The 16385-nt window shown below is 70.0% G+C and carries 15 protein-coding genes; 8 read left to right on the top strand and 7 right to left on the bottom strand.

Annotated elements, in window-relative coordinates:
- Window positions 1-8: 8 nt before the first annotated feature.
- Together map and ACWEV3_RS03795 are read left to right on the top strand one after the other, a co-directional pair.
- On the top strand, window positions 9-776 hold the full coding sequence (map, locus tag ACWEV3_RS03790; protein ID WP_452612406.1) for a type I methionyl aminopeptidase: 768 nt from the start codon (window positions 9-11) through the stop codon (window positions 774-776).
- Window positions 777-1011: 235 nt separating this feature from the next.
- Window positions 1012-2187, top strand: coding sequence for a macrolide family glycosyltransferase (locus ACWEV3_RS03795; RefSeq protein WP_452612407.1), 1176 nt, complete (start codon window positions 1012-1014; stop codon window positions 2185-2187).
- Window positions 2188-2263: 76 nt separating this feature from the next.
- Here the strand turns inward: ACWEV3_RS03795 and ACWEV3_RS03800 are convergent, their stop codons facing one another.
- The 5 genes from ACWEV3_RS03800 to ACWEV3_RS03820 form a co-directional block, all read right to left on the bottom strand.
- Window positions 2264-2806, bottom strand: coding sequence for a YciI family protein (locus ACWEV3_RS03800; protein WP_452612655.1), 543 nt, complete (start codon window positions 2804-2806; stop codon window positions 2264-2266).
- A gap of 66 nt (window positions 2807-2872) precedes the next feature.
- Window positions 2873-3826, bottom strand: coding sequence for an alpha/beta fold hydrolase (locus ACWEV3_RS03805; protein WP_452612408.1), 954 nt, complete (start codon window positions 3824-3826; stop codon window positions 2873-2875).
- A gap of 130 nt (window positions 3827-3956) precedes the next feature.
- On the bottom strand, window positions 3957-5243 hold the full coding sequence (locus ACWEV3_RS03810; RefSeq protein WP_452612656.1) for an RNA polymerase sigma factor: 1287 nt from the start codon (window positions 5241-5243) through the stop codon (window positions 3957-3959).
- Window positions 5244-5254: 11 nt separating this feature from the next.
- Entirely contained in the window at window positions 5255-5674 is a 420-nt protein-coding gene (locus ACWEV3_RS03815) for a YciI family protein (protein ID WP_452612409.1), read from the bottom strand.
- A 318-nt stretch (window positions 5675-5992) separates the two neighbouring features.
- Complete coding sequence (locus ACWEV3_RS03820; RefSeq protein ID WP_452612410.1) at window positions 5993-6955, bottom strand: helix-turn-helix domain-containing protein; 963 nt, start codon at window positions 6953-6955, stop codon at window positions 5993-5995.
- 70 nt (window positions 6956-7025) lie between these two features.
- Between ACWEV3_RS03820 and ACWEV3_RS03825 the strand changes: the two genes are divergently transcribed.
- Window positions 7026-7874, top strand: coding sequence for an alpha/beta fold hydrolase (locus ACWEV3_RS03825; RefSeq protein WP_452612411.1), 849 nt, complete (start codon window positions 7026-7028; stop codon window positions 7872-7874).
- 144 nt (window positions 7875-8018) lie between these two features.
- On the opposite strand, the gene ACWEV3_RS03830 is transcribed toward ACWEV3_RS03825, so the two are convergent.
- Both ACWEV3_RS03830 and ACWEV3_RS03835 read right to left on the bottom strand, forming a co-directional pair.
- Window positions 8019-9362, bottom strand: a complete 1344-nt coding sequence (locus tag ACWEV3_RS03830) for an MFS transporter (RefSeq protein WP_452612413.1) — start codon at window positions 9360-9362, stop codon at window positions 8019-8021.
- 64 nt (window positions 9363-9426) lie between these two features.
- Window positions 9427-10158 carry a DUF2306 domain-containing protein gene (locus ACWEV3_RS03835; protein WP_452612414.1) on the bottom strand — a complete coding sequence of 244 codons (732 nt, stop codon included), beginning with the start codon at window positions 10156-10158 and terminating at the stop codon, window positions 9427-9429.
- 196 nt (window positions 10159-10354) lie between these two features.
- Here ACWEV3_RS03835 and ACWEV3_RS03840 point away from each other — a divergent pair, with 196 nt between their 5' ends.
- The 5 genes from ACWEV3_RS03840 to ACWEV3_RS03860 all read left to right on the top strand — a co-directional run bounded on the left by ACWEV3_RS03840 (window position 10355) and on the right by ACWEV3_RS03860 (window position 16320).
- Window positions 10355-11296 carry a TetR/AcrR family transcriptional regulator C-terminal domain-containing protein gene (locus ACWEV3_RS03840; protein WP_452612415.1) on the top strand — a complete coding sequence of 314 codons (942 nt, stop codon included), beginning with the start codon at window positions 10355-10357 and terminating at the stop codon, window positions 11294-11296.
- 174 nt (window positions 11297-11470) lie between these two features.
- Window positions 11471-12235: an alpha/beta fold hydrolase gene (locus ACWEV3_RS03845; RefSeq protein WP_452612416.1), complete on the top strand. Its 765-nt coding sequence runs from the start codon at window positions 11471-11473 to the stop codon at window positions 12233-12235.
- A gap of 377 nt (window positions 12236-12612) precedes the next feature.
- A complete protein-coding gene (rox, locus tag ACWEV3_RS03850) occupies window positions 12613-14037 on the top strand; it encodes a rifampin monooxygenase (protein WP_452612657.1) in 1425 nt (474 codons plus the stop codon).
- A 305-nt stretch (window positions 14038-14342) separates the two neighbouring features.
- The gene (locus ACWEV3_RS03855; RefSeq protein ID WP_452612417.1) at window positions 14343-15560 is read left to right on the top strand and encodes an FAD-dependent oxidoreductase; all 1218 of its coding nucleotides are present in this window, start codon (window positions 14343-14345) and stop codon (window positions 15558-15560) included.
- A gap of 88 nt (window positions 15561-15648) precedes the next feature.
- A complete protein-coding gene (locus tag ACWEV3_RS03860; protein ID WP_452612418.1) occupies window positions 15649-16320 on the top strand; it encodes a TetR/AcrR family transcriptional regulator in 672 nt (223 codons plus the stop codon).
- Window positions 16321-16385 lie beyond the last annotated feature (65 nt).

A 16385-nucleotide genomic window follows, 5' to 3' on the forward strand; every position in this document is an offset into this window, starting at 1 on the left:
AGACGCACGTGATCGAACTGAAGACGCCCGCCGAGATCGACGCGCTGCGCGAAGCGGGCCGCATCGTCGCCCGAGCGCTGCACGCCGTCCGCGAGCACGCCACCACCGGCACCACGCTGCGCGAACTCGACGAACTCGCGCACACCACGATCACCGACGCCGGCGCACAACCGGTGTTCCTCGGCTACCGGCCCAACTGGGCGCCCACCCCGTTCCCCGGCACCATCTGCGCCTCGGTCAACGACGCGATCGTGCACGGCATCCCCAACGGGCAGCGGCTCGCCGACGGCGACCTCGTCAGCATCGACTGCGGCGCCCGCCTGCAGGGCTGGGTCGGCGACGCCGCCATCACCTTCAGCGTCGGCACCGCCCGCCCCGAGGACACCCGGCTGGCCGACACCACCGCGCAGGCCCTCGCCGACGGCATCGCCGCCGCCCGGCCCGGCGCCCGCATCGGCGACATCTCCCGCGCCATCGGCGTCGTCGGGCGCAGCGCCGGCTACGGCATCCCCGACCCCCTCGGCGGCCACGGCGTCGGCCGAGACATGCACGAAGCCCCGTTCGTGCCCAACGACGGCCCCGCCGGCCGCGGCACGCCGCTGCGCCCCGGGCTGGTCCTGGCCATCGAGCCGATGTTCCTCGCCGGCGGCCGCGACGACATCCGCACCGCCGACGACGGCTGGACCGTGCTCACCGGCGACGGCAGCCGCGCCGCCCACGTCGAGCACACCATCGCCATCACCGAGGACGGCCCGCGCGTGCTCACCATGCCCTGACACCGGGAACAACGCGGAACCCGGGGAAACGCGCGCCGGCGGGCTCCGGCAAAACGGGGGCGTGGCAGGAATTGCGGCGAGCAGCCGATGCGGACGCAATTCCGCCGGCCCCGAACACCTTTTGACCGGAATAGGCGAAAACGGTGATGATCAACGCCACATGCCGCCGCCGGAACGGATCCGGATACTGGACGGTGAGCCCCGCGCACAACGCGCACGTCCAGTACGAGGGATCATGAAAAAGCACTTCGCGTTCATCAGCATGCCCGCCGCCGGACACATCAACCCCACCCTGCCCCTGGTGACCGAACTGCTGCGCCGCGGCCACCGGGTCAGCTACGCCACCGGCCCGAAGATGGTCCAGGCAGTGGAAGCCACCGGCGCCGACGTCGTCGAACTCCCCACCGACGTGCCGGAAATACCGCCCCAGTCGCAATCCGTCCCGCCCCCGGTGGCGAGGCTGATGCAGTTCTTCATCGACGACATCAAGAACAGCTTCCCGCCGCTGCGCGAGCACTTCCGCGCCGACCCGCCGGACGCCGTCTGCGTCGACGTCATGAGTCCCATCGGGCGCATGCTCGCCGACGACCTCGACATCCCGGTGATCGCACTGATGCCCAGCTTCGCCACCAACGAGAAATTCTCCCTCCTCGACACCGTCGCCAAGGACAACCCCGCATTCTCCCCCGAGGCCTTCGCCGAATTCGGCCGGCGGATCCAGGAGATCGGCGCCGAGTTCGGCGTCCGCGCCCAACTGCCCTTCGGTGCGCCGCCGGCCGAGCTCAACCTGGTGTTCCTGCCCCGGGAATTCCAGCTCGCCGCCGACACCTTCGACGAGCGGTTCCACTTCATCGGCCCGCTGCTCGGCGACCGCCACGAGCAGCCCTGGCAGCCCCGCGACGCAGCCGCCCCGCTGCTGTTCATCTCCCTGGGCACCGCGTTCAACAACCGCCCGGAGTTCTACCGGATGTGCTTCGAGGCGTTCGCCGACAGCCCCTGGCAGGTCGCCATGTCCACCGGGCAGCACGTCGACCCCGCCGGCCTCGGCGAGATCCCCGCCAACTTCGACGTGCGCGCCTCCTTCCCGCAGCCCGCGGTCCTGCGCCACGCCACCGTCTTCCTCTCCCACACCGGCATGAACTCCACCATGGAATCCCTGCACGCCGGGGTGCCCCTGGTCGCCGTGCCGCAAATGCCCGAACAAGCCGCCAACGCCACCCGCGCCGAAGAACTCGGCCTCGGCCGCCGCCTCGACCCCGACACCGTCACCGCCGCCGAACTGCGCACCGCGGTCGACGGCATCGCCACCGACGAACAGGTCCGCGCCAACCTCCAGCGGATGCGCCAGATCATCCACGACTGCGGCGGCGCCACCGCCGGAGCCGACGCCCTCGAAGCCCACCTGAACTGACCCCGGCAACCCGCTGTTGGGCATCCCCACCCGGGATGCCCAACAGCGGTCGGGCCTACGTCAGGCAGAACTCCTTCTACCGGCGCCCGCCGAACTGCCACGTGTGCACCTCGACATCGGCGTAGCGATCCGCGTCGAGGACACCCCGCGCCTCGCCCGGGTCCTGCGCCTGGACCAGCGCCGCCGTGCCCAGCCAGGCAGTGCCGTCGTCGGACAGCAGCGGCCCGTACGCGATCAGGTCGTCACGGCCCCGCGGCACCTCGAGGTCCACCGGCTGCCCCGCACCGAGACCGAGCACCAGGTACCGGTTGCCGCCGCTGCTGCCGCCGGGGAAGTCCCACATCGTGCGGCCCAGCACGTTGCGCCAGCGCCGCAGCAGCACGTCCCGGTACGCCCCGGCCTGGTAACTCGGCTCGTCGAAGGCGAACGCGCGCGCAGCAGCGGGATCAGGCAGATCGACGATGTGCACGCTGCCGGTCGGCGTGTCGCCGTCGAGGGTCGGCCCCCGGGCGATCATCACGTCCGCAAACCGGTCCATGTAGGACCAATGCGCTTCCAGCAGCGCCTCGCGCAGCCCCAAAGAGCCGGGTCGGTCGCGGTGATAGCAGAAGAACTCCATGCCGACAGTCTTCACCCCAACTGGCAGAGCACGCGGGGCAGCCGGAGTACCGGTGTTGGCGTTTGATCAGAGCGGCAGCGTGTCACGGATTGCCTGGACCACGGCGTCCGGCCGGAGCCAGACGATGCCCGAGTGCCCGGCATCGTCCAGGCGGCGGACCTGGGTTCGGGGGCGCGCCGCGGCCAGGTCGGTGTACAGCCGGTGCTTGGTCTGGTTGGACTCGGCCAGCGATGCGTGCGCTTCGGGCGGCACCAGCTCCTCGGCGAACGCGTCGGTCCCCATGGCGGACACGAAGATCAGCGGCACCTCGGGATCGGGTCCGGCGTCGCGGACCTCGCCGAACAGCCGCGACAGGTTCATCGGCTCCCGCAGGGACTGCCGGTAACCCTCGCGGTTGAACCCCTGATCCAGCAGCGGTTCGCGGATCTCGGCGGGCCAGTCGGCGAGCGCCCGCCCGAACGTGGTCCGGTACGCGGTCCGCATCACGTCCATCTGCTCGGGCGGGAACAGGTCGTCGGTGTTCGAGTCCTGCAGCCGCTGCGCTTTCTCCTCCGGCAGGTAGTCGACGATGTCCTCGTGAGTCGGGTCGAGCAGGACCAAGCCGGCCACCTCGCCGGGGAATCGCTTCGCGTAGAGCCGCGCGTACAGACCGCCGAGTGAATGCCCGACCAGCACGTACGGGCCGGGCACGGCAGCGGCACGCAGTAGCTCGTGCAGGTCATCGGTCACCTGCGTGCCGCTGCGCGGAAGGCCCACCACGTCGCTCCAGCCCGTGCCGAGCCGGTCGTAGATCACGCTCGTGGTGAACTCCGCGACGAGGTTGTGCACGTTCCAGTAGTACAGGCCGAACATCCCACCGCCGGCCAGGAACACCACGGGCGGCCCACCGGTGCCGGACCGGTGCAGCAGCATCGCTCCGCCAGTGACCTCGTAGCGCATCCCCAGCGGCGCCCCGGCCGCGCTCGCGGTGTTCTCCACCATGCCCTGGCCGGCATCGGTATTGCTCCGGAGATCGTCCATGCCATCGATCATGCCCGGCCAGGAAGGCGAAGTGTCGCAGAAGACCGGGCCGCTCCTGTCCTCAACCCCGGCGGCCCAGCGCAATTCCTGCTCATCACAGCCGTTCTGGCGGCAGACGCGTAGCTGCCGGTCAGCCGAGGTCGGCGAGTTTGCGTGCGAGCACGGCCCGCTCTCGTTCGTTCCCGCACAGCTGCAGTGCGAGCCGAAGCTCGGTGCGCGCCTGGTCGGTGCGTCCCAGGCGGGTGAGCAGTTCCCCGCGGACGCTGGGCAGCAGGTGCGAGTTCGGTAGCGCCTGCGCGGCAGCCAGCTCGTCCACGATCGGCAACGCGGCAGCCGGTCCCCGCGCCATGCAGACCGCGACGGCCCGGTTGAGGTCGACCACCGGTGACGGTGCGAGCCGCCCGAGCGCCTCGTAGCGGAGCACGATGCGCTCCCAGTTCGTCTCCTCGACCGACGCCGCCACGGCGTGGCATTCGGCGATCGCCGCCTGCAGGCCGTAGGCGCCCAGGCCCCGGCCGATCCGCTCCGCCCGGGCCAGCGCCGCCCGTCCCCGGCGGATCGCGGCGCGGTCCCAGCGGCGGCGGTCCTGGTGCTCCAACAACACCGGCTCGCCGTCGGGCCCGGTGCGGGCGGGGAAGCGCGCCGCGGTCAGCTCCAGCAGCGCCAGCAGGCCGAAGACCTCGGGCTCGTCGGGCACCAGGCGAGTCAGCACCCGGGCGAGGCGCTGCGCCTCGCGCGCGAGGTCGAGCCGGATCAGATCACGACCGGAGCTGGCCGAGGACCCCTCGGTGAAGATCAGGTAGACCACGCTGAGCACCGAGCCCAGCCGCTCGGTGCGCTCCGCGGCCGCGGGCACCGCGAACGGCACCCGCGCCGCCCCGAGGGTCTTCTTCGCGCGGGTGATCCGGGCCTGCACGGTGGCGGTCGGGATGAGGAACGCCTTGGCGATCTCGTCGCTGGTGAGACCGCCGACGACCCGCAGGGTGAGCGCCACCCTCGCCTCCCGCGACAGCAAGGGGTGGCAGGCGATGAACATCAACGCGAGCACGTCGTCGTCGATCTGGTCGGGATCCCACAGCACGTCTTCGGTGTCCCGAGCCGGATCGGCGGGCGGGCGCCCCGAGGCCACGCCGCCCTCGCCGAGGTCGTGGGCGAGGGCGGCGTACCGCTCGTCGAGGGCGGAGCGGCGTCGGAACGCGTCGATCGCGCGACGCCGGCCGACGGTGAGCAGCCACCCCGCGGGATTGCGCGGCACGCCCTCGCGCGGCCAGGTCACCAGCGCCTCCGCCAACGCCTCCTGGGCGAGGTCCTCGGCGAGCGCGAAGTCGCCGGTGTAGCGGGCCAGGGCACCGACGATCCGCGCGGATTCGATCCGCCAGACCGCCGCGACCGCCTCGCGGCCGGTGGGGTTCGCCATCGAGTCCGGGCTCAGAGCTGGCCGGTCGCCTCGCGCCAAGCCCGCTCCTTCTTGATCCACTCGTTGTCCTGCGGGAACTCGTCGATGCTGGTGACCCGGCGGATCTCGCACTTGCTGCCCGGGCCGGCCATCGGCGCGCGCTTGGCCCACGCCACGGCCTCTTCCTTGGAGGCGACGTCGAGGATCCAGTAGCCGCCGAACAGTTCCTTGGTCTCGCCGTAGGGGCCGTCGGTGACCACCGGCGGCTGGGAGGAGTAGTCGACGACCACGCCGTCGGCGGCGTCGTCGAGGCCTTCGGCGGCGAGGAGGACACCGGCCTGGATCATCTCGTCGTTGAAGCGGCCCATCGCCTCCAGGATCTCGTTGAAGTCGACGTCCTGGAACGCCTCGAACGCCTCGTCGGTCGCGCGCATGATCAGCATGTACTTCACGGTTGTCTCCCTGGGCCTTCCGGGGTCCCGCTCGGACCCGCTCACCCCCAGGTCGAACGGGGAACGCCGCGGATCGACACGCCCGCCGAACTTTTTCCGAGGGGACTGCCGGGCAGCTTACGACCAGGCCGGTGACATGGCGATCGGCGCTGGAGATCCACACCGGGTTGCAGGTGGTCGAGAACTGGGACTCCGCCGATGACGTCGTGTTCTGCGGCACCCCCGTGAGTTGAGCCCGTCAAATGCGGGCATCAGTCACCGTCGTGCTCGGGGGTTCAATGCTGAAGGCTTACCAGCGACTCGGTTGTTCCCCGAAGCTCACCGGCGTTCCGGCCGGGTTTCGCCGAAGGTTCGCCGGTAGGCGCCGGGTGTGGTGCCGAAGTGCGCCCGGAAGCGGCGGCGCAGGTTGACCGCCGAGGCGAGTCCGACCCGGGTGGCGATGGCTTCCACCGGAAGGTTGGTCTGTTCCAGCAGTACCCGTGCCGCGTCGAGGCGCTGGCCGAGCAGCCACTGTCCCGGGCTGGTGCCGAGCTGTTCGGTGAACCGCCGGGCGAGAGTTCGGCTCGACAGCCCGGCGTGTTCGGCGAGTCGGCAGACGGTCAGGGTGTGGAGCTGGGAAGTGGCCCACTCCAGCAGTGGCGCCAAAGACTCGTCCGCCCTGGCCGGGGCGGGTTGTGCGGCGTACTGGAGTTGGCTGCCCTCCCGGTGTGGTGGCAGCACCATGTTCCGGGCGATCTGGGTGGCGTATGCCGCGCCGTGGTCGGAACGCACGAGGTGCAGGCACAGGTCGATGCCCGCACCGGTTCCGGCGCTGGTCGCCACGTCGCCGTGGTCCACGTAGAGCACGTCCGGGTCTACCTGCACCTCGGGGAAGGTGGCGGCGAGTTGAGCGGTTTGGCGCCAGTGGGTGGTGGCGCGGCGGCCGTCGAGCAGTCCGGCCTGAGCGAGGACGAAAGCCCCCGTGCAGATGGCGGCGATCCGCGCACCGCGCTGGTGGGCAGCCCGCAGCGCCTCGGTGATGGCCGGTGGCGCCGGTGTGCCGGGTGGCTGCCAGCCGGGGATGACCACGGTGTCCGCCTCCTGCAGGGTTTCCAGCCCTGCGTCGACGAGCATCGCGTAGCCGATGGTGGTCCGAAGGGGGCCGGGGTGCTCGGCGCAGATCCGGAAGTCGTAGTGGGCGGGCATGTCCTGCCGGACGGTGCCGAAGACCTCGGCGGCACAGGCGAGTTCGAAGGGGGACTGGGGTGGGTTGAGCAGCGCCACCACCCGATGACGGTTCATGGCAGAAATATACCCATGAATGTCTTTCTTGACTCTCGGCTGGGAGGCAGGTCCCGGCGAGAGTGGGCCCATGAGCGAAACCACTGAAACGGGCGTGCTGAGGACCGCGGTCCAGGTCGACGGCGAAACGGCCAGCTACCTGACGGCAGAGACCGCAGAGCAGGACGTCCCGGCTGTGTTGCTGCTGCACGGAACGTATTGGAGCCGGGTGTGGCTTCCGGTGCTGGGCCGCCTCGCGAAGGCGGGGCTGCGGCCCTTCGCGGTCGATTTCCCCGGACTGGGGCGCTCGGGGGGCGAGCTCACCCTGGAAACGGCCACGGTCCCGGCCCTTGCGGATTGGGTGGTGCGATTCGCGTCCGCGCTGAAGATCTCCGGGCCGATCGCCCTGGCAGGTCATGACATCGGTGGCGCCGTCGCCCAGCATCTCCTCGCCCACGATCGGCTGGAGGTGCCCCGGCTGGCCTTGGTCAACTCGGTCGTCTACGACTCCTGGCCGGCGCCCCACGTGGGCCGGTACCGGGACCCGGTGGTCGCCGCGGCGACCACCGTCGATGACCTCCTCGCCGCCCGCCGGCAGGCCGTGACGGGGGCGCTGGCCGGTGCCGCCACCGAGCAGCGGATCGCCGAGTACCTGGAGCCGTGGACCGATCCGCGGGTCGGACGCTCCTGGCTGGCCATGGCGGGCGCGGCCGACAGTCGCTACACCCTTGATCTCGTTCCCGCGCTGCGGCGGTCCACGACGCCCACGTTGCTGATCTGGGGCGAGGACGACGTGGACGAGAGGGTGGAGTACGCCGAGAAGTTCGCCTTGGAGATCCCGCACACCACGCTCGTACGCATCCCGGAAGCGGACCACATCCCCACGGAGAACGCCCCCGGCCAGATCGCCCGCGCCCTCATCGATTTCTTCAGGGCGTAGAGGTCTTGCTGCGGGCAACCTCGCCAAGCGCCCTGAGTCGGGCACAGCGTTGCTGCCGGCCCATCGCGAGGGCGGCCAGATCGTGGTGACCGAGCTGGACCGGCTCGGCACAGGCCCCCTGGCCGTAGCGGGAGTTCGAGGCCTTTACCGGGCGCGGAAGGCCACCGCGACGGCTAGCAGCGCCAGCACCGCGGCGAGACCGAAACCCGCGAGATACGCGGTGGCGGGCGACCACACCAGCCACGCCGCGAACAGCGTGCCCGCCGCCGCCAGCACCGTCGTGGTGAACAGGGACTCGCTGAGCTGCAACGCCGAACTGTTCACGCCCTGCTCGCGCGGAGCCGACAACCGCAGCGTCAACGTCGACAACACCGGATACACCAGGCCCATCCCCAGCGACATCACCGCGAGCCCGCCGATGCACACCACCAGCGGCACCGCCGCGAAAACCGTCGTCGCCACCCCCGCCGCCCCGGCGGCCAGCAGCGCCGCGCCCACCACCGGAACCCGGTCCCACGCCGGCAGGCGGCCCTGCAGCCACGAACCCGCCAGCCACCCGACCGCGGTCGTGGTCAGCACCAAACCCGCGGCGGTGGGGGACAGGCCCCGCTCCCGCGACAACATCAGCGGCACGAACACCTCAGCGGCCGAGAACGCCGCACCCGCGATACCGCGCAACGCCACCACGCTCGGCAGCCCCGCTCGGCCCCGGAAGGTCCCCACCGGCAACAACCTCGGCGCGAACACCACCAACGCCGCCAATCCCGCGATGACCAGCACCCCCGACAGCCAACCGGTCTGCTGCCCGCCGTAGTGCAGCAGCAACCCGCCGGCCGCCGCCCCCACCGCCCACATCGGACGGTCGAAACCGCGCTGCTGCGGCTGCGAACGCCAGGACAACCCGCGCAAGCTCGGGCTCACCAACGCCAGCGCGGGCACCGCCAGCACCATCGTCGCCAGGAACACCCACCGCCAGCTCAACCTCTCCACCAGCAGCCCCGCCACCAGCGGGCCCACGATCGACGGCAGCAGCCACGCCCCGGCCAGCATCCCGAAGAACCGCGCCCGCAACTCCTCCGGCAACACGTGCCCCACCACCACGTACAGGGCCACCGAGATCAACCCGCCGCCCAAGCCTTGCACGATCCGGCCCGCCACCAGCACCCACATCACCGGCGCCACCCCGGCCAGCAACAGTCCCGCGGCGAACACCGCGACCCCCACCCGCAGCGGCACCGCAGGCCCGCGCGCATCGCTCCACCCACCGGAGACGACCATGCTCACCACACCGGCGGCCGTCGTCCCGCCGAAAGCCACCGCATACAGCGCCAACCCGTCCAGGGAACGCGCGACCGTCGGCATCGCCGTGGCCACCGCCACGTACTCGAAGGCGACCAGCGAGATCAACGTGAGCGCGCCGAAGGTCAGCGATCGGTAGCGGCGGGAGAACAAACCGCCTGCGGCGGAATCGACATCGATCGCGGACACGACCACCCCCGGGCGGCTCGGCGAACCAGACCGCCCCAGCGTTCAACCTCCACCGCACTGCAGGTCAAGCCGGCACCCCGGAACGGCCCGCGGCCCGGGCGCGCTTCTTCGGCCGCCGGTCCAGCCACAACTGGGCGAGGATCAGCGGAACCACCCAGCCCAGCCACGTCGTCAGCCCGGCGATCGTCGAGGTCATGTACTGCTCGTTGCCGCCGAAGGTCGTCTCCAGCTGCGGGCCCAGCACCACACCCGCCACGACCCCCCACACGCGGTTGGTCACCGTGGAGACGGTCAGCACGAACGACCGCACCATCCACTTGCGGTGATCGCCGAACCGACGCGCCCGGCCCGCTCGCCACCCCGCGACCGTGCAGCCGAACCACACCAGCCCCAGCAGCACGTTGCTGACCCGCGCCACCGGCCCGAAGGGCGACACCGCGCCGATCACCGTCGCCATCACCGCCGCGGGCAGCACCCCGGCGAAGACGTAGGCGCGGCCGATCCAGCGGTGCGCCACCGGATACCGCCGCCGGAACGCAGGCCACACCTGGAAGCAGCAGCTCACGATCGCCACCGACCCGAACAGCACGTGCGCCACGAGCATCGGGTAGTGCGGCGCGAACCCCTCCGCGGGCGGCACCAGCGACTGCGCCGGATCCAACGTGAGGTACCGCGGCACCGATGCCACCACGAACACCACCGCGACCAACGCCAACGGGCCCACCCACGGCCGCCGCCACCACCGCACCGCCCGCGTTTCCTCCGCAGCCACCGGACGTTCCGCCACCACGCTCATCGATCCACCTCGAAAATGGAGAATGCGTACCCCGTACCTGACGCGTACACCGTATTCGACACGAAGTCGAACATGCTGCGGTACAACGAAGAATCTCAAAAAATACAGGGATAGCACTAGTGCGCCTTAGGGGAATCCGCGGGATTTCCTATAATTCCTCGGGGTAGTGCACTAGTGCGTAACCGAAAGGGGAGCGATGACGACCGGATCCCGGCCCCAACCGCCGTACCTGCGCATCGCCGAGGACATCCGCGCCCGCATCGACTCCGGCCGACTCCGCCCCGGCGACAAGGTGCCCTCGACCCGCCAGATCATCGACGAATGGGGCGTGGCCATGGCGACCGCCACCAAAGCCCTCGCCGCCCTGCGCCAGCACGGCCTCGTGCACGCCGTCCCCGGCGCCGGCACCGTCGTCAGCGACCCCGCGGCACATCCCCGCGCCCGGCCCCGGTCACCCAGAACCACCGAACCCGCCGGCCGCGAACGCATCGTGCGCACCGCCATCGGCATCGCCGACCGCGAAGGCCGCGCCGCGGTGTCCATGCGCCGCGTGGCCGCCGAACTCGGCGCCGGCACCATGTCCCTGTACCGGCACGTCCCCGACAAGGACGAACTCCTCCGGCTCATGGCCGACGCCGCCTTCGCCGAAACCCCGCTGCCCGGACCCGGCCACCGCGGCTGGCGCGCCCGCCTCGAAGAACTCGCCCGCCGGCAATGGGCCACCTACCGGCGACACCCCTGGCTCGCGCCCATCGCCCTCAACTCACTGGCCCAGCCGCCGCTGCTGCCGGCCGGCATGGCCCACGTCGAATGGCAACTCGCCACCCTCGACGGGCTCGGCCTCGACCACCGCGACAAACTGCGCATCGCCGTCGGCCTCAACGGCTACGTCGGCGGCATCGCCATGAGCCACTCCCTGGACGCGGAACTCACACAGGAAACCGGCATCACCAGCAGGCAACGCCACGACACCGACGAACCCGAGATGCGGAACCTGCTGGGAACCGGCCGCTACCCGAACCTGGCCGCCGCCGCGACCAGCGGCGTCGAACTCGACCTCGACGACCTGTTCGAGTTCGGCCTGCACAACCAGCTCAACGGCATCGAACACCACCTCTCCCACCGCGAAAAGCGCTGACCGGACGCGCTCCGCCGGCCGCGGCCCCGGGTGATCGCCACGCCCACCCGGCCAGGCAACGGGCCGCCCGAAAAACGTCCCGCGATCACAGCGAAACGCCACCCGGCGCCGCCGCGATCCCAGTAGCGTCGGCGCCACGGTCAGGGGAGCCACCGGCGACGAGGAGCAATTCGGGTGCCCATCGCACGCAGCAACGGATACCGGATCTCCTACCAGATCGCCGGGGACGGGCCACCGCTGCTGCTGCACCCGGGCATGTTCCAGACCGGCGCGCACTGGACCCGAACCGGCTGCACCACGACACTCGCCGCCACCCACACCGTCATCACCGTGGACCCGCTGGGCCTCGGCGCCAGCGACGCCCCGCACGACCCCGCCGCCTACACCCCGGCCCGACGCGCCGACTACGTCACCGCCGTGCTCGACGCCGTCGGCGCCATCAAAGCCGCGTTCTGGGGCTACTCGCTGGGAGCCTTCACCGGCTACGCCGTCGCCGTGCACGCCCCCGAACGGCTCACCCGGCTCGTCGCCGGCGCCTTCGACCCCATCGACGGGTTCCGCTCCGCGATCGCCCCGGTGCTGCGCCACCTCGGCCTGCCGGCCGACACCGACCCCTACCCGTTCATGCACCAAGCGGCCACCGCCGACCCCGCGCTGGCCGCCGTGATCGACGCCGCCGACCCCGCGGCACTGCGCGCGAACTTCCAGGCCTTCGCCCACGAACCCGGCCAGCACCGCGCGCTCGCCGCCACCGACGTCCCGATGCTCATGTACGCCGGCACCGAGGACTTCTGGCACGACCCGATGCGGACCTTCGCGCAGCAGACCGGCACCGAGTTCTTCTCCCTGCCCGGCGCCGACCACCAAACCGGCTGGGACCGGGCCGCCGACGCACTGCCCCGAGTCCAGCGGTTCCTCGCCGGGGACCGGACCTGCTGAGCGCGGTCCGGCCATGAACCGGATCCTCGCCCGCACGAGTGTGAACGCCTGTCTGGAGTCGTGATCACGTGGCGGGAAAAGGGATGGGCGGGATCGCGTCGGGCTGGTAGCTTGCAGTCGACCGCGACACCGCCCGAGGAGGTGAGACCCATGAACGCATCGATGTGGGTGCTCTCCCTTCCCGTCACGGTCGGGCGATTGACGTAGGTGTCGCCGGGAGCGCCTCGCCAACAAGGCACTCCCGAAAGGCAACACCTATGCACTCTCCGCAGTTCACCGCCGAGCCGTCGTCGAACGAAACGGCCGAGCGCGACTTCACCGTGGGCGACGTCCCCGGACTCAGGTCATCGGCCCCCGGCGCCGATCGCGCGCCCCACATGTTCGACGTGATCATTGCCGGGTGCGGGCCGACTGGCGCGATGCTGGCCGCCGAACTGCGGCTGCACGACGTGCGGGTACTCGTTCTGGAGAAGGAAACCGAGCCAGCGTCCTCCGTCCGCGTCGTCGGTCTGCATATCCGCAGTATCGAGCTGATGGCAATGCGCGGACTGCTGGATCGCCTCCTCGAACACGGGAGGCGGCGTCCGGCCGCCGGTTTCTTCGCCGCCATCGCCAAACCCGCGCCCGAGGGCCTGGACTCCGCGCACGAATATCTGCTGGGCATCCGGCATCCGGTCATCGTCCGCCTGCTCGAGGAACATGCGATCGAAGTGGGCGCGCAGGTCCGGCGCGGTTGCGCGGTGGCCGGTTTCGAGCAGGACGACAAGGGCGTGACCGTCGAGCTGGCCGACGGCGAACAGCTGCGTTCGCGCTATCTCGTCGGCTGTGACGGCGGGCGCAGTACGGTGCGCAAACTGCTCGGCGTCGGCTTCCCCGGCGAGCCCGCGCGGAACGACACGCTGATGGGCGAGATGGAAGTGGGCGTGCCGCAGCAGGAGATCGCCGCCAAGGTGGCCGAAATCCAGAAGACCGATAAGCGATTGAGGCTCCAGTTCTTCGGCGAAGGGGTTTACGGCGTCGTGGTCCCCGCCGCGGGAGTCAGCGACCGCGCGGAACCGCCCACCCTCAAGGATTTCCAACAACAGCTGCGCGCCATCGCCGGAACCGATTTCGGCGTGCACTCCCCGCGCTGGCTGTCCCGCTTCGGGGATGCCACCCGGCTGGCCGAACGTTATCGGGTCGGGCGGGTGCTGCTGGCAGGCGATGCGGCACACATCCATCCACCCACCGGCGGACAGGGCCTCAACCTGGGCGTTCAGGACGCGTTCAACCTCGGCTGGAAACTGGCCGCGCAGATCCGCGGCTGGGCGCCGGAAACACTGCTGGACACCTACCAGGCCGAACGTCATCCGGTCGCCGAGGACGTGCTGGACAACACCCGCGCCCAGATGGAACTGCTGTCCACCGAACCGGGCCCGCAGGCCGTGCGCAGGCTGCTCACCGAACTGATGGACTTCGACGAGGTGAACCGCCATCTGATCGAGAAGATCACCGCGATCGGCATCCGCTACGACTTCGGCGCAGGCCCCGACCTGCTCGGCCGCCGCCTGCGCGACATCGACGTGAAACAGGGCCACCTCTACGGTCTGCTGCATCGCGGCCGCGGCCTGCTGCTGGACCGCACCGAACGACTGACCGTCGGCGGCTGGTCGAACCGGGTCGATTACCTCGCGGATCCCACTGCGGCACTGGATGTTCCGTGCGTCCTGCTACGCCCCGACGGCCACGTCGCCTGGATCGGCGACGATCAGCAGGACCTGGACGACCACCTCGCCCGCTGGTTCGGCAAGCCCGCCAACTGATTTCGCCTGAGCAGTGGTCATCCCGCGCATACGTGGCGAGATGGCGAGCAGATCTGCGGCGCTGCCGGCCAGGAGCGGGGAGTGGTCGGCGTTCTCGGCGGGCGGCGTCGCTTGATCCAAAACGATCGTTCTGGTTAACTTGACGTTGGTGACCCGCAGACGGACGGGACATCCGTAGCTCGGCAACCGCGGGCTCGTCACCGCCTCAGCAGTAGAGGCACCGGCATGAAGGACGTCCTCCCGTCGTTGTGAACCCGCCGAGTACGACCCTGAGGTCCTCGGCTTCGCTCAAAAATGGAGTACGAATGCGTGTCATCATCGTCGGCGCGGGACTCGGCGGGCTTGCGCTTGCCCGATTTCTGCGCCGCGCGGATATCGATGTATCCGTCCATGAGCGTGACGAGGCCCTTGAACAACGGCCGCAGGGGGCGCGAATCCACCTCGACGAGCGTGGGCTCGGCGCGCTACACGCCTGTCTTACCGCCTCCGAAAGCAAATTCCTCGACGCGACCCTGGGACAACCCGACGAGTACGTCACCATCCTCGACGAATCCGATCTCGCGATCGTCAAGCGCCGGAAGTCCACCGGTCGGGAGGGGAGTCCCGACGCGATACGACCGGGCTCGTCGGCGAGTCGCCGCATCGTGCGACGGCTCCTCGCCCATGACGTGCACGACACGATCCGATTCGGTTCGGCGTTGACCGGCTACACCAAGCACGCGGCAGGGGTCACCGTCCGGTTCTCCGACGGGACGGTGGACGAAGCCGATCTGCTCGTCGGGGCGGATGGCATCGGATCCGCTGTGCGCCGGCTACGGCTGCCCGAGGCTGCGGTCACCGACAGCGGATTGCGGCTGTTGCAGGCGAAGACACCGATCACGCGTGAGCTGATCGCCACCGGTGTGATCGACCGGATCGCAGGCAGCTTCACCTTGACCGCGATCGGCGACGTGCAGGCGATCATTGGCGCGGTCCGTTACGGAGAACAACCCGCTGCCGCCGCGCAACGGCTCCTACCCGGCTTCGATCCGGGTGACCGGCACGACTACGTCATGTGGGGGCTGTTGTTGCGACGTCACCAGCTCGGGGACCTCGACCGCGACTTCACCCGCCGGTCACCCGCGAGCTTGTCCGACCACCTGCGGACCGTCACCGCGACGGCTCACCCCGTGTTCCGGCTCCTGCTCGACCAGGCATTTCCCGACCAGTTCTTCGGCCTGGCAATGGGAACCTCGCGCGAAGTCCCCGCGTGGACACCGGGCCGGGTCACCTTGCTCGGAGACGCCATCCACGCGATGTTGCCCACCAGGGCCTCAGGGGCCAACTCCGCCCTGCAGGACGCACGCCGGCTCGCCGACGCGATCCTGTCCGTGCACGCCGGCAGCCGGGCATGGGAGCACGCGATCGGCGACTACGAACACCTGCTCCGACGCGACGGTTTCCAGGCGGTGCGGGCTTCGTTGAACGGTGTCCGCGAGCTCGATGAAGATCACACGGCCGCCGTAGCACCAGTCGGCTCGTAGAACGCCGAGCACATCCGCTTCACGTGCCATCGCCGGCGTGTCGCCGCTGCACAATCCAAGACGGTCACCTGATCAGTAGGCTGAGATGATGACACCCCGGGAACGGCCACGTCGAGGTCCCATCCGCAGAGAGCAGATCGCGGCCGCGGCCCTGACCGTTCTTCTCGATCGCGGCTACGCGGGCACGTCGATGCGAGCCATCGCCGAGCAAGCCGGCTGCTCCCTGGAAACGCTGTACCGGCACTTCGAGAACAAGGAAGCCCTGTTCCTCGAGTTGGTCAACTCCCTCCGGCAGCGCATAGTCGAGCCCTTGCACCACGCAGCCGCCGCACCCCTCACCGGCCGCGATCTGAAAGAGGCGCTCACGCACGCCGGCACACTGCTCTTCGACGTTCTCACCAGCGATGAAGGTCTGAAAATGCAACGCCTGACCTTCGCTGAATCAGGTCGATTCCCCCAGCTGGGACGGCTCGTCTACGACGAAGGGATCAGACACTTCGACAACGCCGTTGCCACTATCCTCAGCGACGCCGCCGCGCGGGGGCTCCTGCAGTGCCCCGACCCGCACGAGGCAGCACGCATGTTCAGCGGCATGATCTTGTTCGATCCACGGGAGCGACTGCTCCTGGGAATTGAGCAACCACAGTCGCGCGGCGACCGCTCCGATTACATAGAACGCGTCGTCACGCTTTTCCTCGCAGGAAATCGCAGCTCCACGACGACCGCCGCCCCGGCAGAAATTTCGCAACGAATGACCTGAGCCACCGGCCGAGTCGAAGACCAGCCCCGTGTCACCGGCGAAGTCCCGCCGGAACCAGGAACGCT

The sequence above is a fragment of the Saccharopolyspora sp. NPDC003752 genome, assembly GCF_053605825.1.

Bases quoted from the DNA above. Each gene is read 5' to 3' on its own strand.
- ACWEV3_RS03825 (WP_452612411.1), top strand. From the start codon at position 7,026: ATGAGCGAAACCACTGAAACGGGCGTGCTGAGGACCGCGGTCCAGGTC.
- ACWEV3_RS03800 (WP_452612655.1), bottom strand. From the start codon at position 2,806: ATGGAGTTCTTCTGCTATCACCGCGACCGACCCGGCTCTTTGGGGCTG.
- ACWEV3_RS03820 (WP_452612410.1), bottom strand. From the start codon at position 6,955: ATGAACCGTCATCGGGTGGTGGCGCTGCTCAACCCACCCCAGTCCCCC.
- ACWEV3_RS03805 (WP_452612408.1), bottom strand. From the start codon at position 3,826: ATGGACGATCTCCGGAGCAATACCGATGCCGGCCAGGGCATGGTGGAG.
- ACWEV3_RS03855 (WP_452612417.1), top strand. From the start codon at position 14,343: ATGCGTGTCATCATCGTCGGCGCGGGACTCGGCGGGCTTGCGCTTGCC.
- ACWEV3_RS03835 (WP_452612414.1), bottom strand. From the start codon at position 10,158: ATGAGCGTGGTGGCGGAACGTCCGGTGGCTGCGGAGGAAACGCGGGCG.
- ACWEV3_RS03810 (WP_452612656.1), bottom strand. From the start codon at position 5,243: ATGGCGAACCCCACCGGCCGCGAGGCGGTCGCGGCGGTCTGGCGGATC.
- ACWEV3_RS03840 (WP_452612415.1), top strand. From the start codon at position 10,355: ATGACGACCGGATCCCGGCCCCAACCGCCGTACCTGCGCATCGCCGAG.
- rox (WP_452612657.1), top strand. From the start codon at position 12,613: ATGTTCGACGTGATCATTGCCGGGTGCGGGCCGACTGGCGCGATGCTG.
- ACWEV3_RS03860 (WP_452612418.1), top strand. From the start codon at position 15,649: ATGACACCCCGGGAACGGCCACGTCGAGGTCCCATCCGCAGAGAGCAG.
- ACWEV3_RS03795 (WP_452612407.1), top strand. From the start codon at position 1,012: ATGAAAAAGCACTTCGCGTTCATCAGCATGCCCGCCGCCGGACACATC.